Origin of the sequence: Roseovarius salincola, from assembly GCF_026891095.1 — a bacterium.
Taxonomy (GTDB): Bacteria; Pseudomonadota; Alphaproteobacteria; order Rhodobacterales; family Rhodobacteraceae; genus Roseovarius; species Roseovarius salincola.
Genome location: NZ_JAPTNL010000029.1, coordinates 1 through 25,454 on the forward strand (window position 1 = coordinate 1; position 25,454 = coordinate 25,454).

The window sequence follows — 25,454 nt, forward strand, 5'->3', positions numbered from 1 at the left end:
GATTTCTTGTTCATCTTCGCTCCTTGATGGCTGCGATGAACCAGAAATCCTCCGTTACGAAAACATCAAATCTGTCCCATGGGTGCTGACGTCAGACAGGATGGCGCGGCCTTCGCCGCTTATGTTGAAAAGGTTCTGGTGCCGGAACTATCACCCGGAACCGTGGTCATTCTGGACAATCTCGCCACGCACAAAAACGTCGAAGCGGAAAAGGCGATGCGCAGGGCAGGATGCTGGTTCCTTTTCTTGCCGCCTTACAGCCCCGACCTCAATCCCATCGAAATGGCGCTCTCAAAGCTCAAAGCACACCTGCGCCGGATAGGCGCACACACCTTCACCGACATGTTCAATGCAATCGCCGATATCTGCGACCTCTACTCACCCGAAGAATGCTGGAATTACTTCACTGCTGCCGGATATGTCGCAGGTTAAAGGCGGGACGCTTTAATCAGATAAACTGACAGCCGGGCCATGCAGAAACAAACAGCTCCAGCGACCATACTCATGGTCGTTTTGATCGGCCTGTTTTGGGGGCTTAACTGACCCGCCGTCAAATTCTTGCTTCTGGAAATCCCGCCTTTGTCATTGCGTGCGTTCAGTTTTACCTGCGCGGCTATCGTGTTGATGGCGATGTCACGCGCTCTTGGCTTTCGTTTGCGTCCGGCCAAGGGTGAGGCCTTCGCCCTGATCGTCACAGCCGTGTTTCTGCTATTCGGGTTCAATTTGTTCACCGCTTTCGGCCAGTTGTTTACTCAGGCGTCCAATGCGGCAATCATTGCCTACACCATGCCTGCGATGACGGCTGTACTGTCAGCCTTTGTTCTCGGTGACACGCTAGACAAGCGGCGCATTCTTGCCATCTGCGTAGGGTTGGTCGGACTCGGTGTTCTGTCTGCCGCCGATGTGGCGGCCATCAAGTCCGCGCCGCTCGGGCCGGTGTTCATGCTCCTTGCAGCCTTTTCATGGTCAATAGGCAACGTTCTCATGCAGGCGCATGAGTGGACATTATCCCCTCTGGTCCGTGCCGCCTGGTTCTTCGTCATCTCCGCATCGCTGACCTGGCCCTTCGTGTTCGTCTTCGAGCCTCCCCAAGAGCTGGTCCCACCCAGCTCGCCCACGGTCTGGGTCCTGATGTTCCATATCCTTGGACCAATGGTCGCGTGCTACATGATGTGGACCACGCTCCTGGGGCACCTCTCAGCAACGGTTGCTGCAATATCGACGCTCCTTGCTCCCGTTGTCGGGGTGTTGTCAGCGGTCATTTTGTTGGGTGACCCGATGACATGGCAAAAAGCGCTCGCTCTGTTCTTGATCGTCGCATCGATCGCAATCGCCATATTCCGCAAATCTTCAGCCCGCGAAGCGCCGGAGTAAAATCCCTTCCAGAAATTCCAAGACATGCAATTATCGGCAAGGTGGCCGGTTTCGCTTCCCCAAGGCGACTTGTGGACGGGCGCTTTTGCTAGGCGGTCATCTGTTGTGCGCCCGCCAATGATTGCCTTGAACAGACCATAGACATAGGTGCGCTGCGCGTATTCAGTCACAAGACGACATGCGAGCGCGCCATCAATCCTTGGCAGCACTTCGTTTTCGTAGCGCTCAGGGACTGTCTTTATCGCCTGGGTCGGTCAGCGCCTCCAGCGCATCGTAGAAGACTTGGGCGCCCGACAATGCAAGTGCTGCGATGGCGAGAAAGCCCAGTATGAACGGGCTGTTCAGTGTAACATCAATCCAGCTGGGTCGGATCACCACCGGCCCGCGCCTGCCCCACTGGCGGATTTCGAGATGAGTTGAGTCCTTGACCGACACGAATACAGCCGAAAGCGCGAAATCCCCGGTCTCCCGACGGTCAAGTGCCACATGGCCAAAACCTTCGGCGAGGTCGAATCCATCCGAGCCCGGCTTCATAATGGCTGCTGTATGCCCTCGGACCAGAGCACCCGTTTTGATTGTGACGTCACGCTCCGGACCGAAGAGGAACCACCGGTTCACTGGCAACCGTATCTCGTAATTGCCGTCATAAATGAAATTCGTCTCGTTCGGCCCTGCCGGACGACCCAGCGACGCGGTTCCGAGAAATGCAAACAGCCCTGCGTCGCGCGCCGTATCTGGATCCATCCTCAGAAAGCTGCCTGGCTTCAGCAGATACCGTTTTCCGTCAAGGCCTTCAAATCGGGTCGGTGCGCTATCCAGCATCATACGCAGTTCGCCCGAGTGATCGGCAGACATCCTGATCGTCGCGTTCTCAGGCCACTGAATTTCAAAGCCTGCAAGCTTAGCGTGCTGAAAGAGCGGCGGGCCGCAAGGCGCGTCCAATCTCTGCGGTTCAGACATGGCAGCGTCGAACAGGCAAAGGTCTACCGGTCCCTCGACACGCCAATGGTTTTCTCCAGCTGAGAAAGAGATGCTGAGTGACGTTGTCCTCGCCTCGAGAACGATGGTGTGAGCACTTCTAGCCGCGATTGCGACAGCGGCAATCACGAAGATCACGGTGACTGGCGTCAGCACGGCCCCGGCCAATCCTGTAAGGCGCCGCAATCTGTATATGCGCATGCGACTGATCACTGCGCCGGCAGGCCATGAAGTGTGATGGTCACAGGAGGATCGACATCGCCATTGCGCAGCGCAAAAAGCTTGATCTCCATCGGTCCATCTGATGATAGCGCCGCCCCGTCAATCGGACATACCGCGTCGAATGCCTTGCGCAGGCCTTCGCGGATCATCGTGCATTTGACTGGTTTTGCCGCGTCGCCCTGATAGAGGATGACATCGCTCGCGCGCAATGAATTGAACAGCAGCGTTGCCGGTTCGTCGCCGGTTGCGTCAGGCGGGACGTTCCAGAAGGCAATTGTATCATGACCCGCAGGCGCATCACATGCTGCCGCGCGAACACGTATCGCGACAGACTCAGTGGGAAGGTCGCGCAGACGGTCGATCCAGGCCGCACCTCCGTCTCTGTCCGAGCCTAGCTCAAGTCGATGAATCCGACCGGTACTGCCGCGCGTATCGTATGTGCCGGTCGCCTCCAGGAAACCATCGGCTGTGACCAGCCGGGCGCAAAATGCCCCTTGCCAGCCCTCCGGCACATACGCGTAGAGTTCAGGGTGCTGACTATCGGAACGCCGTGCGTGGACGACCCCAAGTACGCGAGCTCCCGAGATCTCTGCGGTCTGGCGGACGGAAACATTGAAATTCGTGGCTTGATTTACGAAGATCGACTCGTCGATCTGCTGCGCGCCTGCGGAAGGGGACAGAAGCACGAAAAGTACAGCAGACAATCGAAATGGTTTGTGCATGACAGCAATCCGAAGCTTTATAGCGACCATGTTAGCCCTAATCGCCTTTTGCGATCTAGGGGCAAATGCGCAGACAGTCGCTATCGAGAACGGCGAGGGTGAGGTTGGACATGGCTTCATGTTCCAATACGCGGGCGCATGCTACGTGGCGATGCCACGGCATGTCCGTGGAATGTTCCCGACAATTCGTCTGAGCACAGCCGCGCCCGTGGTTGCCGGAACGGCCGACGCGTACCTGCCATTCTGGGACGGCTTGGATCTTGCCGTAGCCGTCGCCCGCGGTGAATTGGCCGCGCGATGTTCCGAGCGACTTGAGAATCTTCGTGGCGTCAGCCCCGCGAGGCGCAGCGCCGACCTAGAGTATCTGCTGCCGAAAGGAGAGGTGGCAAGGCTGCGCGTGCGTGTTGCCGATATCAGGTATCTTTTCATCGAGACCGAAGTCGAACAAGGGTCGATCCCTGAGGGCATGAGCGGCGCATTCCTCTTTCAGAACGATCGTCCCGTCGGAATGGCTGTCCAGTCGGATTCCTCGAGCCATGTACGGTTCATACGGATCGAGGAAATCGTGATGAACTTGAACCGATGGCTTGGTGATCGCGGTGCGGTCTTTGCGCGCGAAGCCGAACCACAACCCGTTCGTCAATCCAGCGGCTTTGAAGTCATTCTGGAAGAGCCAGGTGTTCTGCCGCTGGATGCCAGCACAGGTCCTGAGAACCTGCTGCGTGACGAAGGCGATTTTGTCTTCTCGCCCGGAGGTGTCGTCGAATTGAAGTTCCGGGTCCCGGGCAATTCGGCCGCCGATCTTTCCCGGATCACGATGCGCGCCGATCCTGAAGCCGAATACGCGATGCCCCTGCGCGTGCGCATTTCCGTGGCCGGATCAAGCAATGGACGCCTGCGGACGTTTTGGTCGGGTCAGATGGGGGCAGACGGAATTCTTGACACCGGGCCACGCGCGATAGGCACTCGCGCGCGGCGTATCGTCGTGAGTATCTACAGTGCGACGGCCGAAGGGCCTGTCGGAATACGAAAGATCGTCTTTGAATGATGCGTGCCGGCTTCTAGTCGGTAACCGGAATTGCGATAGGTATCGGTTCGTCGACACGATAAATATTCACCTGCCCTCGCAAGTAACCATCATCCCCGAGCTGAAGCGGCGCCCAGAACTTTGAGATTGCTATCGACGGGCCAACATCTGTGATGCGCATCGCACAATCATTCTTGTTGCCGACAAACAAGTAACAATCCTGAGCCTCATCATAGCCGTTCACCGGGAAACTCGTGAAACCCTGTTTGTCTTCGTTGACTGAACCGTTGGTATTCTGAAAGAAATTCTTAAAATACGCGCTTTCCGTTACAGATCCGTCATAGGTAATGTTCAGTACCGGATTGGATTTCAACCATGCTTCAATTGCCAAACGGCGAACCACAGGGTCACTGCTAAACACACCGAACTCGCGGGCCATTCGTTCTAGAGTGGGATCTCCAGATGCCATCATCAATTCCATCGCCGCGATGCTTCGCGCAGGATCGGGATCGTTCAGCAGTTCCCGGAACTCGTCTTGGCTGGATACTTTCTGGTCGATCTGCGCCTTCAGCTCATCGATGGACAGGGTTTGCGCCAAAACAGGCTGCAGGAAAGCCAGGATGAAACAAACCGGAAGAAATGAAGCTTTCATAAGAATAGCCCTTTCAAAGTCAGTTCGAATTCCGTCCAGTTTGACCTACTGCGCCCGCCCGAGGCAAGGCTTGCATGGCCACACCCGCAAAAGGTTGAAGCGCCGACTAAGCAACCAGATCGTGTTCAACGCTCAGCAGGAAACAATGTCGGAGGAACCGACTTGAAGCAGGCAGCTGACCCTGCCCCGCTCAAATGACCGAACGCGACCATTTCGGGCATTCTCAGAACCTGCCCGAAGATCAATCGCTTGTCGATGGCGATATATGTTCGGTTATTGCTATCGCTGCGGGATGTGAATCGTCTCCTTCAGGGGCGCACAAGCCATGCAAGCCGTGGAACTGTTCAAAACTGGTGTTTGAGGAATCGACCCGGAAAAACGGTTTACATCCTTCCCGTAAGCACTTGATTTTCCATGCCTGATTTCAGGATTGTTTACAGAATTTTCCTTTGTTTTCAGGTAATCTCGAGGGATTGCAAATCCGTGTACACCGGTTCGATTCCGGTACTCGCCTCCATTTACTTTCAACACCTTAGCGAATCAAAGAAACTGCGCGGCCCATGCCGTTTACAGGAGTGTTTACAGTTTTGCTCACGCTCTGCTCTTTTTTGCCTGCGCCAACTTGACCAGAGCACTGTCCGTTTCGGCAGGGGAAACATGTGCATAGTGCTCAATCACGTTGGCTGCATGCCGTAGCGACCAGCCCATGTGGCCGATAATATCTGACAGGTTGAGGCCGGCGTTCATCAGATAACCTGCCACTGAACTTTCATCCACGCGGAACCGTAGCCATTCATACCGCGCTGTCGTCGTCAGCTTGGTATGGCCAAGCAGCACCCGGATAACGCGCACGTCAGTGTTGGCTTCCAGCAAATGGGTCGCGAAGCTGTGGCGGAGTGTATGGGCTGCTCTCAACGCCCTGAACAAAGGACGAAGAGCAGGCATTAGCTGGTGGATCAAATGCGTCTGCTCTGGGGAAGCCGCAAGGGAGCATCATGACGATGTAGGCGTTAGGCGAATTTTGCGTGTCCCGCCTTCTGGATAAGGTTACTCGCATCATTAAATGACAAGGCCTCGCGCCTGCATCTGACCCAACAGCTTTGCGATGTCGTGTTCGATCTGTTTTGCGGGCGTGTTTGGGAAAGCGTCATGCAACGTTGATACGAGACTGGTTCCCGATTGAGGATCTTCTATGAGAGCCCAAACCGCGCCACCAACCGGGTTGAGACTGAAGAAATTGCGTTCCTGCATTTGCCAAAGAAACAGGTCCGACCCGATTCGACGCGTCACAACATCGCCAGCTTGGGCGAAAACCTTCGTCATATCAGCAGGTTCCGCTGCCTCATCGGGATCGATCAATGGTATGGCTGGGCCCAAGGGGTCCGGCAACTGGGGATTGGTCATTGCATCAAACGTATCCCGGACAAGTGCCACGGCGTCCTCAAGATCGGAGTAAACAAGCGTGAGGCATGTCAGCCCCTGAACCAAGCTGTCGATGCGGTCGTAATGCGCCTCGGGATCTCCCGGGTCCGCGATGTTCTGCCGGATGAGATACGCAGCCGCCTCGCTTGTCTCGAGTTCATGGAACCGTGCCCGCGCCCCGTCCTGCCTACACAGGATGATCATTGCGGCCAAACGCCCCCAAGTGCCGAACGCCGCTTGTTGCGGATCCGAGATGAAGGCATAGCGATGGTCGCGGACCGACAAGTTGCGTGCCACATGGTCACGAAATGCTGGTGAGACACCACTGGGCAATGGTAAACGCAAGCGCGGCTGAACCCCAAGCGCCATCGCCATTCGGTCCGCCGCGATCGGGAGGATATCGTCACAGAACAGCGCGCATCCCGGTTCGACCGCAAGCCGCGTAACGAGCGTTGATTTTCCCGCGCGATAGGTGCGGGTGAAGGCCAAGAGATACTCACCGATCCGGACCGCCCCACAATGCAGACCGAAAGTGCCCGGCCTTGCATCTAGATAGGCTTGCGTCGCATCGGCTACAGCGCCACATGTCGCTCCTGCGATGCCAAGGTCGGTCAAAGAGCTCTCGCCCCACCACGATTGGAAATCGAAGGCTGACTTGCGTTTTCCTTGAATGACCGTGACCGAACTGCCGATGGGGGCCTCATCGGCTTTAACCTCAATGCCCCAATTCGGCATGACTGTAGAAAGGGCATTTTGCAGTGAGCCACAATCGATCAACTGCACCTCATGCTTCAGATCGGCAAAGCTCAATCTGATCATGCACCCGTCCGGAGCGCGCATTTTGCGCGCCCCGGCTTCTTGCCGCCTGTGCTCGACCCTGGCCATTTCAGTTCCTGAGACCCAGATCCCGGAGTGCACCGCGCACCGCTCGGCCAAACTCAGTGCCACGACCCGACCGTTGTCCGCCGCCGGACGAACCAGACCCCCGGCGTCCGCCAAAACCGCCCGATCCGCCGCGGCCACCACCCGAGGGACCCGATCCGCCACGTCCACCGCCAGAGCCACCTCGGCCACCGCCGGAGCCACCACGGCCACCACCCGATCCGCCACGGCCACCGCCGGAGCCACCACGGCCACCACCCCCACCTGAGCCACCGGCACCGCCGCCACCAGAGCCGCCGCCCGAGGCATGTGCAGCGCTCAAATGCATCATGACCGGGGCAACATAAGCGGCACCGGTCGCCAGTCCCAGGCGCGTTAGCATGCGACGGCGGGATATATCCGTATTCTGATCGTCAGCCATCAATTCTCTCCTCTGCATTTTCTGCCGGCCACTCGCGATAGCCATGTAAGTAAAACGCCTGGTCACCTGTTTTATTCCCCTGAGGCAGGAAAAAACTCTGCCTCAGCCGCGAAACATTGCCCAGGCGCGGCGACCAACCCGTGCCCGAAGATCGGATCGTGCCCCGCCTCTCCCAAATCTTTGGCACAGCGGCTCATCTCCAGAACAATCTGTTCCAAAGTGACAGTTGGGGCACGCAAGCGCTGTACCGCCAATGACGCTGTGACGAAGGGCGCGGCATAGGAAGTGCCGGACATAAGGCGGCCACCGGAAATTGACGCGGCCGCCCAGATACGAACGCCGGGAGCGGCGAAGTTGATGTACGGGCCCCGGTTCGCCTGACGGTAGGCGCGTTCATTGTGATCAATGGCCGTAACCGCCAGCACTGGTTCAAAAGCGGCCGGGTAAGCAGGCTCGGCCCCCGGTCCGTCATTGACAGCGGCGGCGACCACCGCCACACCCATCTCGACGCTGCGCTTGACCATTTCTTCCAGCACAACGTTGCGAGGGCCCGAAAAGCTCATGTTGATGACGTTCAGATCAGCTTTGAGCAGAATATCCATCGCCTCAGCGAGCGAAAATACATCCGCCTGCTCACCATAATACCCACGATGGAAAGCCTCGACGGCCACAAGCGATGCATTGGGCACGAGCCCTGGCACGCGGTATTCAAGACGCCCGATCAACATCGCCGCTATTGCCGTACCATGCTTGCGTCCCGCTGCCGTGCGCCCCCCAAGATCGGCTTGATGTACCTGTAGATCCTGGCGTGCGAGTGCGGGATGATCAGTGTTGATGCCGGTATCGATCATCCCGATGCGCGGGGCATAGATGCTGGGCCAACCGGACCAGCCAATCATCTCGTGCGCGGCGCAGCCATCGTCGTCGCATAAAAATTCGTCGGGCGTGTAGAGATGGTTCTCATCTGCCAAGGCGTCGGGTAGCAAACCCGCCAAATCGACAAGACTGTCCGCGATCGACTGGCCGGAAGGGGGCTCGATCCGGTAGATTGTTCCCCTGAGCGTCGCGTTCGGCGCTTCGGCAAGGGTCGTATATCCGGCATCGCGCGCCGGTGTCACCGAAACGCCGGCGGTAAGGAGGAGGCAGACTTCGGGACGGGCGCGCGGGTTCGTTCTAACACAACGAGGCAGGCGCTTACTTGATCCACTGAGGAACACAGAAACTTGGTTTTCATTTGGAATAATTCTCCATCGGTATCGTTCTCCTCTAGAAAACAGGATTGAACCCGGCTTTGCCCGACAAGGACAAGACAGTGTGACGGACCATGTCAGACAACAGATCATCGAGTTGCTTCCCCGTCTTCGAGCATTCGCGCGGTCCCTGGCGCTAAGCTGGGATCAAGCAGATGATCTGGTCCAACAGACTGTGGAAAAAGGGCTTTGCAATCTATCGAGCTTCACTCCCGGCACCCGGCTGGACAGTTGGCTGTTCCGGATCATGCGCAACACTTGGATCGACACTCGCAGGGCTGCACGGCCGGTTGTGACCATCGACGAGACAGATGCGTCGCGACCGTTGATCGGCGAGGACGGGCGTCGGGTCACTGAGGCACGCATTGAGTTGGGCCGTGTGTGCGCGGCGATGGATCAACTCCCTGAGGATCAACGTGTCGTACTGATGTTGGTTTGCGTGGAAGGAATGCGATACCGCGAGGCAGCAGAGGCGCTGGCTATTCCACACGGCACCGTCATGAGCCGACTGGCCCGCGCCCGAACCGCCTTGGCCGAGGAGTTGGGCATGACAAGGCAGACCGCGCGCAAACGAGGAGAAGCGCGATGAACGATCATATCCCCGAAAACGTGAGTGACGAAATGCTGATGGCCCTTGCCGATGGCGAACTTGACTCTGAACAGGCTGTCTCACTGGCAGCGCGGATCGAGCGTGATGCTGCGCTTGCCGAACGATATGCGGTCTTTTCAAGAACGGCCGACGCATTGCGTGCGGCGTTCCAACAAGGCGACATGCCCAACCACCTGATAGCCGCCGCCATGACGACCCCGGTCGAGCCCGTCGGGCCGGAAGTTGGGGAGGCGGCCACCGTCGTGTCGTTCCAACAAAGGGTCGCCTGGCCGCTGGCACTGGCCGCATCATTGGCGGTTGGCATCGGGCTTGGTTGGGGAATGAAGGGGGTCACCGGGCCTACGCCAACACCCGGTCCAAATGCGATCGCGCGCGCAGTATCGGATATCGCGACCGGACAGTCCTATGAAATAAGCGGGTTCGGCACGGCGCGCGTCCTTGGCAGCTTCGAAACCGAACAGGGGTTGTGTCGTCTCATTGCGGTTGATCCCACGAAGGGCACGAACGGGCGCTTCCTCGCCTGTCGCACGGGCTCGGACTGGCGTGTGGCGCTAAGTGTTTCAGATAGCCACGACACCGCGTTCACACCCGCATCCGAAGCGGCAACAGAAATGGTCGACATTTATCTCCACGCAATCGACGCTGGTCCTGCACTCGATCTACAAGCCGAGCTCCAGGCGCTGCGCTGAACATATTTTCATCACACCCGTTCGCTGCAAGCGTTTCAAGCCTCTACTCAGGGCCGTTCGTTGCCGCCGGGAGCAGGGGCGGTGAGCAGCCTCTCGATGTGCCGACCTTGGGCAAGAGGTGTTTAATGCCCCAATTCAGAGGCGCGTTCACGTAGAACGAACTTCTGGATCTTGCCGGTCGAAGTCCTCGGAATTTTCTCGAAGATGACCCTTCCCGGCACCTTATATGGCGCCAGATGATCACGGCACCACTCTCGCAAGGTGCTTTCATCCACCGCATGGTTCGTGTTCAGCTCGACAAAGGCGCAGGGTGTTTCACCCCATTTTTCATGCGGCATCGCCACCACCGCTGCAACGGCAACCGCAGTATGTCGATAAAGCGCCTCCTCGACCTCGATGGAGGATATGTTTTCACCACCAGAAATGATGATGTCCTTGGAGCGGTCCTTGAGCTGGATATACCCGTCACGATGAACCACGGCCAGATCGCCGGAATGAAACCACCCGCCGGCCAGCGCCTTTTGCGTGGCTTCCGGGTTGCGGAAGTATCCCTTCATCACGACATTGCCGCGGAACATGACCTCGCCGATCGTCGTACCGTCCCTCGGAACGGATCGCATCGTTTCCGGGTCAAACACTTCAAGATTTTCAAGCGGAAGATAGCGAACCCCCTGACGCGCCTTCAACGCCGCCTGCTCGGGCGCCGGCAGGGCGGACCAATCGCTGTGCCACTCGTTGACAACCGCAGGGCCGTAGGTTTCGGTCAGGCCGTAAAGATGGGTCACGTCGAAGCCCGCAAGGTTCATCTCGGCCAGAAGCTTTTCAGGCGGGGGAGCAGCGGCGGTAAAGAACTGGACCCTCCGATCCAGCGGGCGTTTCGTCTCTTCGGGTGCCGCCTGGATGAGCGTCATGACAATCGGCGCACCGCAAAGATGGGTCACCCCGTTCTCGGCCAGCGCGCGCCAGATCGGCTCGGCACGGACTTGACGCAGACAGACATGGGTGCCGATGATCGCGGACAGCGTCCAGGGAAAGCACCAGCCGTTGCAATGGAACATCGGCAGGGTCCACAGGTAGACGCTGTGTTTTGCCATGGAGGTGGTCAGCGCGTTGCCCTGCGCCAGAAGATAGGCGCCCCGGTGGTGTGACACCACGCCTTTCGGATCGCCTGTGGTGCCCGAGGTATAGTTGATCGAGATCGCGTCCCATTCATCTTCGGGCATCAGCCAGGGAAACTCCGGATCGCCCGAGGCGAGGACCGCTTCATAATCTTCGGCGCTGTCCATGCCGCCCGGCCCGTCGTATTCCGGATCCCGATACTGTATGATCGTTGGCCGCGCGCTGGTCAGCGCAAGGGCCTCCTGCATCAGCGGCGCGAATTCCCGGTCGACGATCACCACCTTCGTCAAGGCGTGATCCAGTTGAAAGGCGACGGTCGCCGCGTCCAGCCGGGTATTGATCGAATGCAGAACCGCGCCGGACATCGGCACGCCGTAATGACATTCCAGCATCGCAGGCGTGTTCGCCAACAGCGCAGAAACCGTATCCCCGCGCTTTATGCCCCAATGCGCCAGAACCGAGGCCAATTGCCGGGATCGTGCATAGAATTCGGCATAGCTGCGCTGCAGTGGCCCGTGGACGATCGCAATGTGATCGGGAAACACGCTGGCCGCGCGTTCAAGGAACGTGAGCGGGGTCAGAGGCTGGTAATTCGCCGGTGTCCGGTCGAGCCCGGTGTTGTAGGGGTTCTGCGTCATGATCCTTATTGGTCCTGCCACTGTGGCGCGCGTTTCTCGATGAAGGCACCGATGCCTTCTTCGGCGTCATGGGCAAGCATGTTGTCGACCATGACCCGCGAAGCATAGTCATAGGCCTCGGTCAGGGGCAACTCGCGTTGCGCATAGAATGCCCGCTTGCCGGTGGCGAGGGTCATGCTGGACTTCGACGCGATCTTGCGGGCCATCTCTGTGGTTGCGGCCCGCAGATCATCCGCCGCAACGGCGTGGTTGACCAAACCGATCTCGGCGGCGCGTGCGGCCGATGTCATGTCACCGGTCAGAAGCATTTCCATCGCATGCTTGTTGTTCACGTTGCGCGACAGGGCCACCATGGGCGTTGAGCAGAACAGCCCGATATGCACTCCCGGCGTGCTGAAACCAGCCGTATCCGCTGCAAGCGCCAGGTCACAGCTGGCGACCAGCTGACAGCCCGCCGCGGTGGCGATGCCCGTGACCTCTGCAATGACCGGTTTGGGGCAGTTCACGATGGCCTGCATCACCCCGGAACATCGCGCCATGATCTTGCTGAAATAGGCGTGGCCACGATCCGCCGCCTCGCGCCCGGCGGTCAACTCCTTGAGATCGTGACCTGCGCAGTATGCGGGGCCTTCTGCGGCCAAAACAATGACACGGACGGACGGATCGTCTCCGGCCTGCTCGAAAGCCGCCCCCAGTTCGGCCAGCATGGCCTCTGACAGCGCATTGCGCCGCGACGCATCGTTCAAGGTCAGCCGCAGGATCCCGTCCTCCGACAAATCGCGCAGCAGGATATCGGTCTTGGTCATGGGCAGGTCCCTTCCTGGCGTTCAGAAAACGTTTATTTCCACGGTGTCGGACAGCGTGTTGGCGATAAAGCAATAGCGGTGCGCACGATGCTGCATTTCCTGCAGCTTTTCGGCATCCACGGCGAACCCAGTGTCGAACCGCACCACGGGGTTCAGATCGATCCGCGTGACCGACATCTGTCCCGTAGCGTTCTTTCCAAGATGTGCTTCGGCATAATCGTGATAACTTGCGACAGGCCAGCCCGCCTTGGCGCACAGCGCAAGGAAGGTCATCATGTGGCAACTGGACAGAGCGGCGGCAAGCGCCTGTTCGGGGTTGGTATGATCCGGATCGCCGCCCCAATCGGGGGCGGCGTCCACCTGGACCTCATGCGTTTGATTGTATTGCACGGTGTGTGCGTTGGAGTACTTGCCGGTCTGCAAGGCAGATCCGGCGCGCTGCCAGTGCAGCTCGATCGCGAGGTCGGACATTTCAGGCTCTTTATGCGTTATGCGTTGACTTGCAGAGGCGTCGGCGCGGGAGCGGCGGCCAGCTTCTTGCGCGGATCGTAGAACGGGCGTTCGGCAACCATGGCCCGGGTCTCACCGGAATGCGTCACGACCTCCAGCTCCGTTCCAAGGTCGGCGCAGTCGATCGCGACCATGGCCAATGCGATATTCTTCTCCAGTCGCGGCGAATAGACCGCCGACGTGACCTTGCCGGCGCATTCCCCGTCCTTGTTGACCGTCCAGAACCCGGTGTTCGGGCCGGCCAGCGGCGCGCCGTCAATGATCAGCCCCACCTGCTTGCGCGAGACCCCGTTGTCGCGGATGCGCTGCAAGGCGAACTTGCCGATGAACTCGGCGGGCGTATCCAGGTTCACCAGCCGGTCCAGCCCCAGTTCATAGGGATTGGTGTGAATATCGGCATCTGCATGGTAGGAAAGCATGCCCCCTTCGATGCGCCGAATGGTCGAGGTATGACCGGGCTTGAGCCCCATCGGCATACCCACGGCCATGATACGTTCCCAGAGCGCGTCGCCACAGGCCCCGTCGCGCAGGTATATTTCATACCCCAGCTCGCTGGACCAACCGGTGCGTGAAACAATGAGCGGAATGCCGTCCAGGCTCAGCTCGCGAAGCCAGTAATACCGCAGATCCATGATGTCGTCGCCGAAAAGGGCGCGCATGATCTCGCCTGATTTCGGCCCCTGCAGTTGCAACGGCGAAACGTCCGGTTCACTGATCGAGACATCAAGGCCAGAATGGACCGCGACACCTTGCGCCCAAAGCAGGATGTCACTGTCGGCCAGAGACAGCCAGAAGTGGTTTTCGCCAAGCCGCAGCATGATCGGATCGTTGAGGATTCCGCCGTCAGCATTGGTGATCAGCACATATTTGCATTGCCCTACCGCCATGTTCGACAGGTCCCGCGGGGTCAGCATCTGGGCGAACCTTGCGGCATCGGGCCCCGTGATCTCGACTTGCCGTTCCACAGCCACATCGCACAGGATCGCATCGTTCACGAGGTTCCAGAAGTTCTGTTCCGGATCACCAAAGTCACGCGGGATATACATGTGGTTATAGACCGAAAATCCCTTTGCGCCCCAGCGTACGGTGGCGTCGAAATAAGGAGATTTGCGGATTTGGGTGCCAAAGCCAAAGTCATGAGGTTGCATCATATCGTTCACCCTGTCTTGCGCCTGGGGCCATGCCCGCAGCGGCGTTGCTGATAGGCATGTCGTAACTTGTCCGAGCAGAACGCGGGGTCTTATGATTCCGGTCTGGCAGGACTGATCGGGCCGGGATTCGCGGATTTGAGGACCAATCGGTCCCGATAAGCTAACGGGTCCTGTGGGCCGACAGCTTGGCGAGATTCGGTTGCTCGGCCTTTATCAGGCGTGTGGCGAAGTACGTCATGTATCTGTCTATGGCCAGATCCGCCGACAAAAGGTCGTCCATCAGTTCCTGGAAGGCGGAAAGGCTGGGTGCCACAACCGTCATCACATAATCGATGCCACCGCCCGTCGCGACACAGGTCGTGATCTCGTCGACGGTCTTGATGTGGTTCTCGAACCGGTCGAAATCGGTTTTGCGATGGTGCGTCAGTGAAACCGTCACAACCACGCGAGTCACATCGACCACACGCTCAAGCGCGATGTCGGCATGATACCCCCGGATAAACCCGGCGGCGCGCAAACGGGTCAATCGCGCCAAACAGGGTGTTGGGGACAGATTCACGATTTCGGCAAGTTTCGACTTGCTCAGTTGGCCATGTTTTTGAACCGCGCTGAGAATTCGAATATCCGCCGCGTCCAGTCCATTCCGTTCTCGCATCGCAGCCCATTCTAAAAGATATCAGAAACTTCTTCACTGATTGCCGAACAAGTAGCATTTCTCTCCTGTTGGCGTGAGTATGAGGCTGCGGATCGGAATCTTGGGTTTGTTTTGCGACAACTCAGGGCCTCGCAGCGTCACCGGATGCGCACGCATCGACCAGCACATCATGTCCTTTGAGCTGTTGAAGCCACCAAGGGATCTTTACCGGCGGATAATCTCGCCATGAATAAACCTTCAGGGAACATAACGAGCCGGCTGCGGCGACTTAATGCCTTCCAAATACTCGGCCACCAAAATCATGCGCGCGGGCGTGGGCGTGATCAATCCATTACCGGTCACCGAGAAGCACCACCTCGGCGACACCATCGACGGCGGTGAACTCGGTGGCGATGGCATCCTCGACCAACCGGCTCAATTCGCCGATGGAACGCGGATCGCTCCGGACGGCGACAATCGGATCGGCATCCTCTTCGGATTTCATGACGAACAGATCCTCGACCCAGTTGGGCAGCCGCGTCTCGACCCGGCTGACCGCCTCGCGCACGTCATTGGCTGCGTTGGCCAGATCGCGATCCGAGCTGAACTCCACCCGCATCCGGAAATTGCCCTCTTCCGAGGAGGTGCGCACGGCCTTGACCCCTGCCACCCGCGCCACCGCGCCCTCGACGAGCGCGGCGACCTCGGCATCGACCGTGGTAGGCGAAGCGCTTGGGTAACTGGCGCGCACCGACACGATGGGCCGGTCCACATCGGGCAATTACAAAGACGCGCCCGGCCGCAGCAGATCGCCATTGTTGTCGATGGCGGCGCGCATCCGCGCCGTGCGCGTCGCGGCCTCTACGCGGCTGTCGATAGCCACGATCTCGCCGCCAAAACGACGCCCGTTCACCGCCGGGGTCTGCGCACTGATCGCCAGGCTCGTCCGGACCCGGCTCAACAGCGCCTCGGGCAAATCGAACTCCACGAGAATGCGGCTGCGGTCATCATAGCGGGCGATCGGGTCGTCAGCGCCGATCCGATCCCCCTCCTCGACGCTTGCCAAGCCCGAAACGCCGTCGAAAGGTGCGCGCAGCGTGCGATCGTCAAGACCGAGGCGAACCTGCTCCACGGCGATGCGCGCAACCTCCTAGCCTGTCTCGGCATCCTCGAACCGCGGGGTTGCGGCGGCGCCCGTGTCCTTCAAGGCGCGGTAGCGATCCCGCTCCGCCGTGGCCCGCTCCGACCGTGCCTCTGCCAGCGCCAGCGCAAGAGGTTCTTCCGCGTTGCGCAGTTGCATCGGCACATCGCCCGCTTCGAACCGCCCCCCGGGGTTATGGCAATATCGGTTATCTCGCCGCTGGCCGGTGCACGCAATGTGACAGAGCGCCGGGCAAAACCGGTGCCGATGGCAGAAAAGTTCAGATCATCTCTCATGGTGCGCACTTGGGCTGAGATCACCGGAACGCCCGACGCCTGCGCCTCACCGTGTTGTTCATGTGCCTGGTCCGCGCTCGCAAACCCGGCCGCCGACTGCAATTCGGCCCGATACGGCCACGCCACCCCTGCCGCGCAGAGTAGCGCAACCCACAGCACAACCTGTTTGATGATGCTCGTTTTAAGCACTCGCGTTCATCTGTTCATAGGTAGAAGCAGGACATAAGGCACTTGCTCACAACGTCACGCAGACGCACTTTGTGCGATCGGACCGCGTCGCCGGATGGCTGAACCGGGACCACGTCAATATTCGGCAAGATCCGGCATTCAAACCGGACCGCTCTACAGAAAGTCCTCGAGGACCGCATGGAAGAGCCGCGGTTTCTCCAGGTGAGCAGCGTGGGCTGTTCCGGGGATCACGGCAAGCGAGGCTTCCGGCAGGCCGCGCCAAAGGGACTCGACCTGCGGCCAGCGGTAGGATTGGTCACCATCGCCCCAGAGCACCAGTGTCGGCATGACAAGCCGGACAAGCTGACTTCGCCCATCCCAGGTGCTCATGGCGTCCAGACCCGCGTAGGCGGCCTGTTCGCTGGCTTGCGCACCCAGTTGCGCGACAATCTCGAAGCCGGTCGCCTGTTGACCCTCGCGAAACCACGTGGCGCCAATGCGGCGGATTGTCTGCGCGACCCCGTCCGCGCGTATGCGGTCCCGTGACATCTGCAGCGTTTCGAACCGGTCCGGCATGAGCCCGAGCGGACCCGTTCCGTAGAGGATCAGTTTATCGACCAGATCCGGCCTGGCGGCGGCAAGTTCCTGCACAACCATCCCGCCCATCGAATGCCCCAGAAGCCTGACGGCGCTGAGTCCGAGATCGCCGAGCAGATCGCCGACTGCGCCGGCGAAGGTCGAGATGCGGTTCGCGGGCGGCAGATGCGCAGCCCCGGCGAACCCGGGAAGGTCCGGTGCGATCACGTCAAAGCGATCCGAGAAATGGGCGATTTCCGCGTCCCACTGGCCTGATCCGCCCAGATACCCGTGTACCAGCACGACAGGCTGGCCTGCCCCGGCGCGCCGATAGGTCAGGCCGGTCCTGCTCGTCAACGCATCTGTTGGGGCAACCAAAGCGCTGTCTCCGGTAACAGGATGAGGATCACGACAAGCATCACCAGAGCAGCGATGAATGGCAGGCAGCCGACGATCACGTCGCCGATGCTGACCTTGCCGCGGCCTATCCCTTGTATGACATAAAGATTCAGCCCCACGGGTGGCGTGAGTACGGCAATCTCCATCGTGATGGTATAGACCACGCCGAACCAGATCAGATCGAACCCCGCCGCCAACATCAGCGGGTAGATCGTGGGCAGCGTGATGAAGGTCATCGAGACCGGCTCCAGGAACATGCCCAGAACGATGTAGAACACCAGCACGATCAACAGCACCACATAAGGCGAAAGATCGAAACTGAGGAAGAGTTCGGTAAACTGGTGCGGCACGCGGTAATAGGTCAGGACAAACCCGAACAGCACGCCCGCCGACAGCAGCAGACCCAGATAGCCCATGGTCCGCATGGTAGCGAACATCGCCTCCTTGAACCCTTGCCATGTCAGCCCACCCACCCCGAATGCCAGTATGACCGTCAGAAGAGCAGCCACGGCGGCGGCCTCGGTCGGCGTGGCGATGCCCGCATAGATGGCGACCGTGATCACGAGGCCGATGATCGCGATCGGTCCGAGGGTGGCGGCAATGTGCACCAGCCCCATTTTCACCGTGCTCTCGCGGTCGGGGATGTCGTCGGGACAGATGAGGCCCCAGATGACGACGACAACGCAAAAGGCGGTCACCAGGATCAGGCCGGGGATCACGCCCGCTATGAACAGATCACCGATGCTTTGGTCGGTCACGATGCCGTAAAACAGCAGGATCAGGCTGGGCGGAAGCAGCACGCTGAGCGTGCCGCCCGCCGCCAGAACGCCCGAGGACAGCTTCTTGCCATAACCGAGGCGCAGCATTTCGGGCAGGGCGACGCCGCCGATCGTGAGCGCGCCGACCATCGACGACCCGCAGACCGCGCCAAAACCCGCACAGGCCCCGATCGAGCCGTAGGCGGCGGAGCCGCGCAGGCGCACGCCCTGATGCAGGAACTGATAGAGATTCGGACCGATGCGGGATTTTCCGATCAGTTCACCCAGGAAAACGAAGAGCGGCACCGCAAGCAGAATATAGTCGATCCAGACGCCCCAGAGCTTCAGTTCCGCCGACACGACCGATGTGCCAAAGCTTTGGATCTGCCACAGGAAGGGGAGCGAGGCGGCGGCCAGCGCGAAGGGGATCGGCAGGCCAATGGCGATCAGGAGCATGAGCAAGCCCAGCAGGCCAAGTCCGACTTCATACCACTCCATGGCTCAGACCTCCGCCGCGGGCGTGCGCAGAAGCCGGATCAGCCGAAGCGCCGCGTAAACGGAAAACACCACCAGCGCCAAGGCGCCGGGTGCCCAGAAGGCGAACCGGGGCCAGAGCAGGATTTCCGACGATGCCCCGGAGCTGTATGAGCGCAAGGTCGCACTGACCGCGGCCAAGGAAAAGAACAACCCGACGCCAAGCATGATGCACAGATTGAGGACCGCCGCAGCTTTGCGCAGCCCGTCAGGGAGGATGTCGGTCAGCATGGTCACCTTGGGATAGGCGTCTTCGCGCATCGCATAGGCCAGCCCCGCAAAGGCGACAGGGAACAACAGAAGCGCGGTCGCCTCGGTCACCATGCGGTCAGGTGCGTTCAGGGCGTAGCGGGTGAAAACCCCGTAGGTGATCCAGATCATCTGCACGAGGACAATCACCGCTCCCGCCGCCGCCAGCCAGACGACGGCGCGTTCGACCCGGTCGATCAGCAGGTCCAGTCCGATCTGCATGGCAGCCTCCTTTCGGGGATCATGGTGCTGAAAGGCGCCGGCCGGGGCTTCGCCCGGCCGGCGGCCGGATCGGATCAAGGCGCGTGCTTGGCGAACAGATCGCGGACCTGACCTGCAAGTTCCGGGCTGCAGGCTTCGTCCACAGTCTCGTTCCAGGTGCCCTGAACGCTCTCGATCAGTTCCATACGCTTGTCCTGGCTGACGGACACTGCCGCGCCGCCACCCTTCATCACGGCGTTACCGACGCGCTGGTCGACCCAGTCTTCATAGCGCGGCTTGAGCCATTCCTCGGTCTCGCGGGCGGCCTCCATCACGGCGGCCTGCTCGTCGGCGGTCATCGAGTCGAACTTTTCCTTGTTCATCATGTACTGGATGTTGCCGTAGAACAGATTGGCATTGACCATGTGGGGCATCACATCCCACAGCTTCCAGCTGGAATAAGTGGCGACGCCCATGTTGATCCCGTCGACCACCCCGCGTTCTGCGGACTGGAACACCTCTTTCGGGGCCACGAAGACCGGCGCACCGCCCCAGGTTTCGATCATCAGGCTGACCAGCGGCCCGATCGAACGAACCTGTTTGCCCTGCAGGTCTCCCAGATCGGCAATGGTGTCCTCGAACCACCATTCCTGATCGTAGGAATAGTTCGAGTTGAACACCGGGACCAGATTGACGCTGGCCGCCTCGTCCTGGACCAGCCCGGCATAGGCGGCATCCAGTTCGACCTGATCTTCCAGATCAACCGCCACCGGATAGAGTGACGTCACACGGTAGCAGGGCAGGCGATCATCGGCCGGAATCCAGCTCATGTCGGACACGCCGCCTTGCACGGCGTCCACACCTTCGGACCATCCGTGCAGCGTTGCGGACGGGAATATCTGCACCTCCACGCTGCCGCCCGTTTTCTCGGCCACCAGATCAGCGAAATGGACGAACCCGTCATAGCGGATATCGGCCTCGTTGACGTATGTGGACAGGCGGATCGTGGTTTCGGCCTGTGCCGAAAGCGCGGTGGCCATGGTCAGTGCCGTGGTGCCCGCAAGACCTTTCCAGGAAAGTATCATGTCGTTCTCCTTGTTGGTTGGCCGCAATGCCGTTCGTGCGGCAAAGTCGTTGGTTGAAGGTTCCGTTGCCGGAGGCCGCAGCATCGTCGGACAAACGGAATCAAGGAAATGTTAGGGCGGCCCACGGCGCGTTGGCCAATTCAAACATCTCATCAAACTATTCCGATATTGCATAATCAGCTTTTCCCACGCATTCTATTCAGTCTGGCAGGAGAAAGCGCTTGGATATCAACTGGCTCAGAGATTTCATCTGCCTGGGGCGGACGCTCAATTTCACCCGCGCGGCCGAGGAACGTAATATAACGCAGTCGGCCTTCAGCCGGCGGATCAAATCGCTCGAGACCTGGATCGGCGTGCCGCTGATCGACCGGGCCAGCTATCCGGTGCGCCTGTCCGAGGCCGGATATCAGTTTCTGCCAGTCGCGCAGGCGACCGTTTCGGAACTGACCGGCGCGCGCCAGGCGCTGCGTGAACAGGCGCGCGGCAACGCGACGTTCCAGAGATTTGCCGCCTTGCACGCGATTTCAGTCAACTTCCTGCAAACGAAAATAGCGGAATTCGAACGGCAGCACCCCGACGTGCGGACCCGTGTCATCTCCGACAGTCTGACAGCGTGTTGTCAGTTGCTCAATGAGGGCGGGTGCGAGTTTCTGTTGTATTACCGCCATCAGGATGTCGCACCGATCCTTGATGAAACCCGCTTTGTGCGAAAGGACATTTGCGAGGAACGTCTGATCCCCGTCGCCCAGCACGCGGCCGCGGCGCGGTATGGCTGGGCTCTGCCCGGCTCCGAGGGGCGCGGCGTCCCTTACCTGAGCTATGATCCCAATACGTTTCTTGGCACGGTGGTGGACCAGACCATCGGCAACAGGCGCACCGCGTTGAACCTGCGTTACATGGATGCGCTGGCCGAGGCCCTGAAACGGCGCACCCTCTCGGGGGCAGGTATCGCCTGGCTTCCTGAATTTTCTATCGGCGAGGAACTGGCCACAGGCGAACTCGTGCGCATGGGCGGCCGCGAATGGACGGCGACGATGACGATTTCGCTATTCTGCTCACCAGAGCGACTGGATGACGTCGGCCGGATGATTTGGGACCGCTTCTGAGAAAGATGCCCCCTGCCCTTATGGAAGAAGAACGATCTTCCCGGCATGATCTTTTGCGCTGAACGCCTCCTGCGCCTCGGCGATCCTGTCAAGCGAAAAGGTCTTCGCGACGAAGGGCCTGATCTCACCCGCCTCGATATAAGAGATCAGGTTCGGAAATACAGGCTCATCCCAGGCGGTGCAGCCGATCAGGCTGACATCCTTGAGATAGAGATCGCGCATGTCGAGCTCGACAACCGGCCCCGCGATCGCACCCGAGGTAACATACCGGCCCCCACGACGCAGAACCTTGAGCATCGTGCCAAAGCCCGCCCCGGCCACATTGTCCACGACGACATCCACGCTTTCCTCGTCAAGGGCCGCGACCGGATCGTCAGCCCGCGTCAAGACGCGGTCCACGCCAATGTCACGCACCGTTTCACGTTTCTCGGCGCTGGTGATCCCGATGACTTCCGCGCCGCGGCGCTTGGCAAGTTGAACCACAGCAGAGCCAACGCCGCCAGACGCGCCCGGAACCAGGACACGCATGCCGCTCCCGACGCCCGCTCTCTCGATCATGTTCTCGGCCGTGCCATAGGCACAGGGGATGGAACCGAGTTCGGCATCGCTCCAGTCGCAATCAACGGCGAAGGCCTCATGCTCCGGAACCTTCAAATATTGCGCAAAAGCGCCGTCGAAATCCGAGCCGAGCCACAAGGTTCTCATGCTGTCGAACCCGTGCTCACGCATGCAGGCGCGCACGATGACGCGCTCGCCGATGCGCGCAGCGTCACCATCCGAACCTGCGGCGACGATCCGCCCACAACAATCGGTGCCTTGAATGAGCGGAAACGGGGTCGTCGCATTCCATCCGCCATCGGCGCGATCCTCGTCCTCTCCGGTATCCTCGGTTCCCTTTCGGACAGAAGACGAATACCAACCTAGCCGCGTGTTGATCTCCGTATTGTTGACCCCGGCCGCCAGCACCTTGAGCAGAACCTCGCCCGGCCCGGGTTCGGGCAAGGGAACGCTTCGAAATTCGAGTTTCTCGTATCCTCCGTGCCCCCTCGTGACGACCGCCTTCATTGTTGGTTTCGATTGCTGCATTCGATACATCCGATTTCCGACATGGACTTCACTCTACGCTACAGAAGAGTCCAGTCTCCGTCCCAGTCCCCGCAAGCGTGTGCCCGGACGCAAATCCTCGTTGTCGGCGCATCGAATGGCCGGCCTCAAGGACCGGATCAAACAAAGCGGCCACCAGATCATGCGGTCGCCACCCTCGCCGGCATCCATTCACCCCGGTCAATGACCTCGAAGCGTTGCATAGATCCCGAACAATCCGACCAAGATCAGACTCGATGCCCACACCATGTCGAGATTGAACCACGTCCGTGAAAGAAACTTCAGCCCGAAGTAAAAGTAGATCGCTGCTGCGATCAGACCTCCGGCAACCGACATGGCGATAGTATGCGCAAAAGCCACGAAGAAGGCCGAGGCGATGTTCTGCCCCATCAGCTCTCGCGCCGCTTCGTGGCCTCCGTCACCTGCCTCGGCGCCGCAAATCCCAAGGTAGATCGGCACCAGCATCAGCCCGGCCCCGTGGGCCATCGCCGCAAGAAACGACCACAGCACCAGCCTCGAGGGCCGGACCCGCGACAGGAACCTCGGGTGGCTGCGGTTGAACAGCAAATACATCCCGGCGGCTATCACCAGCAGACCGGCACCGATCCGGATTTCCTTCTGCCAGCTTATCAGAGCCGTCATCATCGAGAAGGGCAGAAGGATCGCCAGCATGGCCAGCAGATGCCCGACCGCCAGCGCGCCGATGGCCTTGGCCAAGGCCCTGGGTCGACCCGCCATCAACCCGGCAGACACCGCCAGCGGCCACCCCATGCCGGGATTTACGCCGTGATAGATCCCGGAAAGGATGACGGCCCCCCAAAGAGCCGTCATCGTGCTTGCATCGAGTTCCATTCAGACGTTGGGATAGCAGAAGCTGTCGGTGGAACAATCGCCCCCCTCCAGCCGGATCTGGTGCGCCCTGTGCCCTTTCGGGAAATCAACGTAGAAATCCGGATCAAGCGTCAGGCCCCCGTTTTCGCCGACATGGGCCATTACCATCTGCCCGCCTTCCTGACCCGGGTAGAACTGATCGTCCCATGTGGAGTAAAGCGAGTTGGTCCAGTAGACACGCTTGCCGTCACGGCTGATCTCGACCATCTGCGGCCCGAAGGCGAAGTCACCGCCGCCCGGGTGCTTGGTGCCGCGCGCGATGCCGCCGAGTTCAACCTTGCCGGCAAGCACCGGGTTCATCGGGTCCGACACGTCGTATTGATGCATCTCGCCCAGCCCCCAGCAGGCGACGTAAAGATACTTGTCGTCGAGGCTGAGGTCGATATCGGTGACCAGCGGCGGCACCGCCTCGAAACCCTGTAACAGTGGCGGCAGGTTCTCGGCCTTTTCCGGGCGCGGGTCGATCGTGATCGTCTTTTTCGACTGCCAGGTTCCGTCCTCGCCGCGCCACCATGTAAAGATCGCCCCTTGAAGGTTGGTGGTGTCCACCACCACGCCGCAAAAGCCGTAGGATTTCTTGGGATCATGCGCAGGGCGGATTTCCAATGCCATCTGGTAGTTCTCGCCAAAGTCCATCGTCTGGATGTTCTTGCGCTTACGAAGGTCCCAGAAATGGATGGAGTGGCCGTATTTGTTGGATAGCAGATCCTCGGCCACGATGCCGTTCTCGAACTGCGGCGGCAGGCCCCATTCGGAGCTGACCATGTAATCCTGCGGCAGGTTCCACCAGAAATCGTAGTGCTTGTCCTGCTTGCCCCGGTCCATCTCATACTGGCCGATGATCTCGAATGTCTCGCAATCCATGATGAAGATGCCGGGGGGGCCGTCGGTGCCGTCCTTGCCGCCCCCGCCAAGGGTCGAGACATAGATGCCTTCCGGCCCGCAATGGATGGTATGGGGCCGCGAATAGCCGGTTTTGGCGAACACTTCCTCAGGTTCTATGATCTTGTGGATCTTCGCATCCAGAGGGTCTTTCACATCGATGACATAGATGCGCGAAGACCGGATGCCCGGGACGATCAGGTAACGCCGTTCAAGAAAGGCATGACCCGACAGCGGCGAAAGGGACGAGGAACAGGCATTCCAGCCGAAGTGATGAAACTCGTCGCCGGTATAGGGCATCAACAGCGTGTGGACGATGGTGCCGTATGTGTCGGATTTCGGATTGAGATCGACCACGGCGATCCCATCGGGTTGCGAGCCGTCCGGGCTCAGCATCACTGTAAAGCCGTAGTTCTCCACGGGCGCCTGCATGGCAAGCTGCGCCGTGGCGTGAAACGTCGGGTCCGGTCTTAAGGTCATGTATTTTCCTCCCTGGATTTAAGGCCCGTCATGGGGCCAACGTCGTCTTTCTTCCTTCTTCTTGGCGGTGTGGTCCCGGCCTCCTCAAACCTCAGCCACATTGCACAGTTGGATGGCGCCGCTGATGCGGTCGGCCAGATTGATCAGTTGCCGTCCCATTTCCGACCGCCTCTCCGCCCCGAAGCGACGGATCGGCCCAACGGCGCCCACACTGAAGGTCGCGCCGATATTGCCGATGGAAACCGGCGCCGCGACGCTGGCGATCCCAACGTCGATCTCCTGATCGCAGTCGGCAAAGCCACGCTCGGCAATGCGGGCGAATTCGGCGCGCAGTTCCGTGTCGGTGGTCTTGGTGTGATCGGTATAGACCTTGAGGCTGGGTAATCCCCCCATTTTTGATGGGGTTCAGCCGTAGAATTCAGGCGGCTGTTTTCAGCTTCATGGCGGGTGTCATGCCGCCGATGGCCATGTTGGGGC

General features: G+C 59.8%; 28 protein-coding genes and 1 pseudogene. 7 read left to right on the plus strand and 22 right to left on the minus strand.

The features are described 5' to 3' along the window. Positions 1 to 78 precede the first annotated feature (78 nt). Positions 79 to 432 carry a transposase gene (locus N5A93_RS18465; protein WP_268956567.1) on the plus strand — a complete coding sequence of 118 codons (354 nt, stop codon included), beginning with the start codon at positions 79 to 81 and terminating at the stop codon, positions 430 to 432. A 126-nt stretch (positions 433 to 558) separates the two neighbouring features. Then, on the plus strand, positions 559 to 1,374 hold the full coding sequence (locus N5A93_RS18470; RefSeq protein WP_268956568.1) for a DMT family transporter: 816 nt from the start codon (positions 559 to 561) through the stop codon (positions 1,372 to 1,374). A gap of 225 nt (positions 1,375 to 1,599) precedes the next feature. Here N5A93_RS18470 and N5A93_RS18475 read toward each other — a convergent pair whose 3' ends face one another. Beyond that, entirely contained in the window at positions 1,600 to 2,508 is a 909-nt protein-coding gene (locus N5A93_RS18475; RefSeq protein WP_268956569.1) for a hypothetical protein, read from the minus strand. Between the two features lie 53 nt (positions 2,509 to 2,561). After that, positions 2,562 to 3,326, minus strand: coding sequence for a hypothetical protein (locus tag N5A93_RS18480; RefSeq protein ID WP_268956570.1), 765 nt, complete (start codon positions 3,324 to 3,326; stop codon positions 2,562 to 2,564). An 88-nt stretch (positions 3,327 to 3,414) separates the two neighbouring features. On the opposite strand from N5A93_RS18480, the gene N5A93_RS18485 reads away from it, so the two are divergent. Next, positions 3,415 to 4,344: a hypothetical protein gene (locus tag N5A93_RS18485; RefSeq protein ID WP_268956571.1), complete on the plus strand. Its 930-nt coding sequence runs from the start codon at positions 3,415 to 3,417 to the stop codon at positions 4,342 to 4,344. Positions 4,345 to 4,357: 13 nt separating this feature from the next. Here the strand turns inward: N5A93_RS18485 and N5A93_RS18490 are convergent, their stop codons facing one another. Then, the gene (locus N5A93_RS18490) at positions 4,358 to 4,975 is read right to left on the minus strand and encodes a HEAT repeat domain-containing protein (RefSeq protein WP_268956572.1); all 618 of its coding nucleotides are present in this window, start codon (positions 4,973 to 4,975) and stop codon (positions 4,358 to 4,360) included. Positions 4,976 to 5,169: 194 nt separating this feature from the next. Here N5A93_RS18490 and N5A93_RS18495 point away from each other — a divergent pair, with 194 nt between their 5' ends. Further along, positions 5,170 to 5,397 carry a hypothetical protein gene (locus N5A93_RS18495; protein ID WP_268956573.1) on the plus strand — a complete coding sequence of 76 codons (228 nt, stop codon included), beginning with the start codon at positions 5,170 to 5,172 and terminating at the stop codon, positions 5,395 to 5,397. Between the two features lie 373 nt (positions 5,398 to 5,770). On the opposite strand, the pseudogene N5A93_RS18500 reads toward N5A93_RS18495, so the two are convergent. The 3 genes and pseudogenes from N5A93_RS18500 to N5A93_RS18510 form a co-directional block, all read right to left on the minus strand. Next, a pseudogene (locus N5A93_RS18500) lies at positions 5,771 to 5,878 on the minus strand (tyrosine-type recombinase/integrase); the annotation flags it as partial. Positions 5,879 to 6,034: 156 nt separating this feature from the next. After that, entirely contained in the window at positions 6,035 to 7,588 is a 1,554-nt protein-coding gene (locus N5A93_RS18505; protein WP_268956574.1) for a PqqD family protein, read from the minus strand. 183 nt (positions 7,589 to 7,771) lie between these two features. Beyond that, the gene (locus tag N5A93_RS18510; protein WP_268956575.1) at positions 7,772 to 8,818 is read right to left on the minus strand and encodes a S8 family serine peptidase; all 1,047 of its coding nucleotides are present in this window, start codon (positions 8,816 to 8,818) and stop codon (positions 7,772 to 7,774) included. Between the two features lie 196 nt (positions 8,819 to 9,014). On the opposite strand from N5A93_RS18510, the gene N5A93_RS18515 reads away from it, so the two are divergent. Both N5A93_RS18515 and N5A93_RS18520 read left to right on the plus strand, forming a co-directional pair. After that, positions 9,015 to 9,539, plus strand: coding sequence for an RNA polymerase sigma factor (locus tag N5A93_RS18515; RefSeq protein WP_268956576.1), 525 nt, complete (start codon positions 9,015 to 9,017; stop codon positions 9,537 to 9,539). Further along, a complete protein-coding gene (locus tag N5A93_RS18520) occupies positions 9,536 to 10,249 on the plus strand; it encodes an anti-sigma factor family protein (RefSeq protein WP_268956577.1) in 714 nt (237 codons plus the stop codon). Before N5A93_RS18515 ends, N5A93_RS18520 begins: the two co-directional genes overlap by 4 nt. Before the next feature lie 122 nt (positions 10,250 to 10,371). Here N5A93_RS18520 and N5A93_RS18525 read toward each other — a convergent pair whose 3' ends face one another. From N5A93_RS18525 to dctP, 12 genes are all read right to left on the minus strand, one after another. Continuing rightward, entirely contained in the window at positions 10,372 to 12,006 is a 1,635-nt protein-coding gene (locus tag N5A93_RS18525) for an acyl-CoA synthetase (protein ID WP_268956578.1), read from the minus strand. 5 nt (positions 12,007 to 12,011) lie between these two features. Beyond that, entirely contained in the window at positions 12,012 to 12,812 is an 801-nt protein-coding gene (locus N5A93_RS18530) for an enoyl-CoA hydratase (protein WP_268956579.1), read from the minus strand. 21 nt (positions 12,813 to 12,833) lie between these two features. Then, positions 12,834 to 13,283 (minus strand): OsmC family protein, encoded by a 450-nt coding sequence (locus tag N5A93_RS18535; protein ID WP_268956580.1) that lies wholly within the window; start codon positions 13,281 to 13,283, stop codon positions 12,834 to 12,836. Positions 13,284 to 13,300: 17 nt separating this feature from the next. After that, complete coding sequence (locus N5A93_RS18540; protein WP_268956581.1) at positions 13,301 to 14,473, minus strand: glycine cleavage T C-terminal barrel domain-containing protein; 1,173 nt, start codon at positions 14,471 to 14,473, stop codon at positions 13,301 to 13,303. A 160-nt stretch (positions 14,474 to 14,633) separates the two neighbouring features. Next, positions 14,634 to 15,128, minus strand: coding sequence for an Lrp/AsnC family transcriptional regulator (locus N5A93_RS18545; protein ID WP_268956582.1), 495 nt, complete (start codon positions 15,126 to 15,128; stop codon positions 14,634 to 14,636). Positions 15,129 to 15,459: 331 nt separating this feature from the next. Then, complete coding sequence (locus N5A93_RS18550; protein WP_268956583.1) at positions 15,460 to 15,879, minus strand: efflux RND transporter permease subunit; 420 nt, start codon at positions 15,877 to 15,879, stop codon at positions 15,460 to 15,462. A 9-nt stretch (positions 15,880 to 15,888) separates the two neighbouring features. After that, entirely contained in the window at positions 15,889 to 16,239 is a 351-nt protein-coding gene (locus N5A93_RS18555; protein WP_268956584.1) for an efflux RND transporter periplasmic adaptor subunit, read from the minus strand. Between the two features lie 18 nt (positions 16,240 to 16,257). After that, positions 16,258 to 16,407 (minus strand): hypothetical protein, encoded by a 150-nt coding sequence (locus tag N5A93_RS18560; RefSeq protein ID WP_268956585.1) that lies wholly within the window; start codon positions 16,405 to 16,407, stop codon positions 16,258 to 16,260. 479 nt (positions 16,408 to 16,886) lie between these two features. Beyond that, positions 16,887 to 17,645, minus strand: a complete 759-nt coding sequence (locus tag N5A93_RS18565) for an alpha/beta fold hydrolase (protein WP_268956586.1) — start codon at positions 17,643 to 17,645, stop codon at positions 16,887 to 16,889. Then, complete coding sequence (locus N5A93_RS18570) at positions 17,642 to 18,943, minus strand: TRAP transporter large permease (protein ID WP_268956587.1); 1,302 nt, start codon at positions 18,941 to 18,943, stop codon at positions 17,642 to 17,644. The genes N5A93_RS18565 and N5A93_RS18570 overlap by 4 nt, the downstream gene beginning before the upstream one ends. A gap of 3 nt (positions 18,944 to 18,946) precedes the next feature. Next, positions 18,947 to 19,450 (minus strand): TRAP transporter small permease, encoded by a 504-nt coding sequence (locus tag N5A93_RS18575; RefSeq protein WP_268956588.1) that lies wholly within the window; start codon positions 19,448 to 19,450, stop codon positions 18,947 to 18,949. A gap of 74 nt (positions 19,451 to 19,524) precedes the next feature. After that, positions 19,525 to 20,514 carry a TRAP transporter substrate-binding protein DctP gene (gene dctP, locus N5A93_RS18580; RefSeq protein ID WP_268956589.1) on the minus strand — a complete coding sequence of 330 codons (990 nt, stop codon included), beginning with the start codon at positions 20,512 to 20,514 and terminating at the stop codon, positions 19,525 to 19,527. A gap of 221 nt (positions 20,515 to 20,735) precedes the next feature. On the opposite strand from dctP, the gene N5A93_RS18585 reads away from it, so the two are divergent. Then, on the plus strand, positions 20,736 to 21,620 hold the full coding sequence (locus N5A93_RS18585; RefSeq protein ID WP_268956590.1) for a LysR substrate-binding domain-containing protein: 885 nt from the start codon (positions 20,736 to 20,738) through the stop codon (positions 21,618 to 21,620). An 18-nt stretch (positions 21,621 to 21,638) separates the two neighbouring features. Here N5A93_RS18585 and N5A93_RS18590 read toward each other — a convergent pair whose 3' ends face one another. The 4 genes from N5A93_RS18590 to N5A93_RS18605 form a co-directional block, all read right to left on the minus strand. Beyond that, a complete protein-coding gene (locus N5A93_RS18590; protein WP_268956591.1) occupies positions 21,639 to 22,685 on the minus strand; it encodes an alcohol dehydrogenase family protein in 1,047 nt (348 codons plus the stop codon). A 219-nt stretch (positions 22,686 to 22,904) separates the two neighbouring features. Continuing rightward, positions 22,905 to 23,576 carry a hypothetical protein gene (locus N5A93_RS18595; RefSeq protein WP_268956592.1) on the minus strand — a complete coding sequence of 224 codons (672 nt, stop codon included), beginning with the start codon at positions 23,574 to 23,576 and terminating at the stop codon, positions 22,905 to 22,907. Continuing rightward, complete coding sequence (locus tag N5A93_RS18600; protein ID WP_268956593.1) at positions 23,577 to 24,977, minus strand: selenium-binding protein SBP56-related protein; 1,401 nt, start codon at positions 24,975 to 24,977, stop codon at positions 23,577 to 23,579. It lies immediately after the preceding gene. A gap of 84 nt (positions 24,978 to 25,061) precedes the next feature. Next, positions 25,062 to 25,370: an IclR family transcriptional regulator domain-containing protein gene (locus N5A93_RS18605; protein WP_268956594.1), complete on the minus strand. Its 309-nt coding sequence runs from the start codon at positions 25,368 to 25,370 to the stop codon at positions 25,062 to 25,064. Positions 25,371 to 25,454 lie beyond the last annotated feature (84 nt).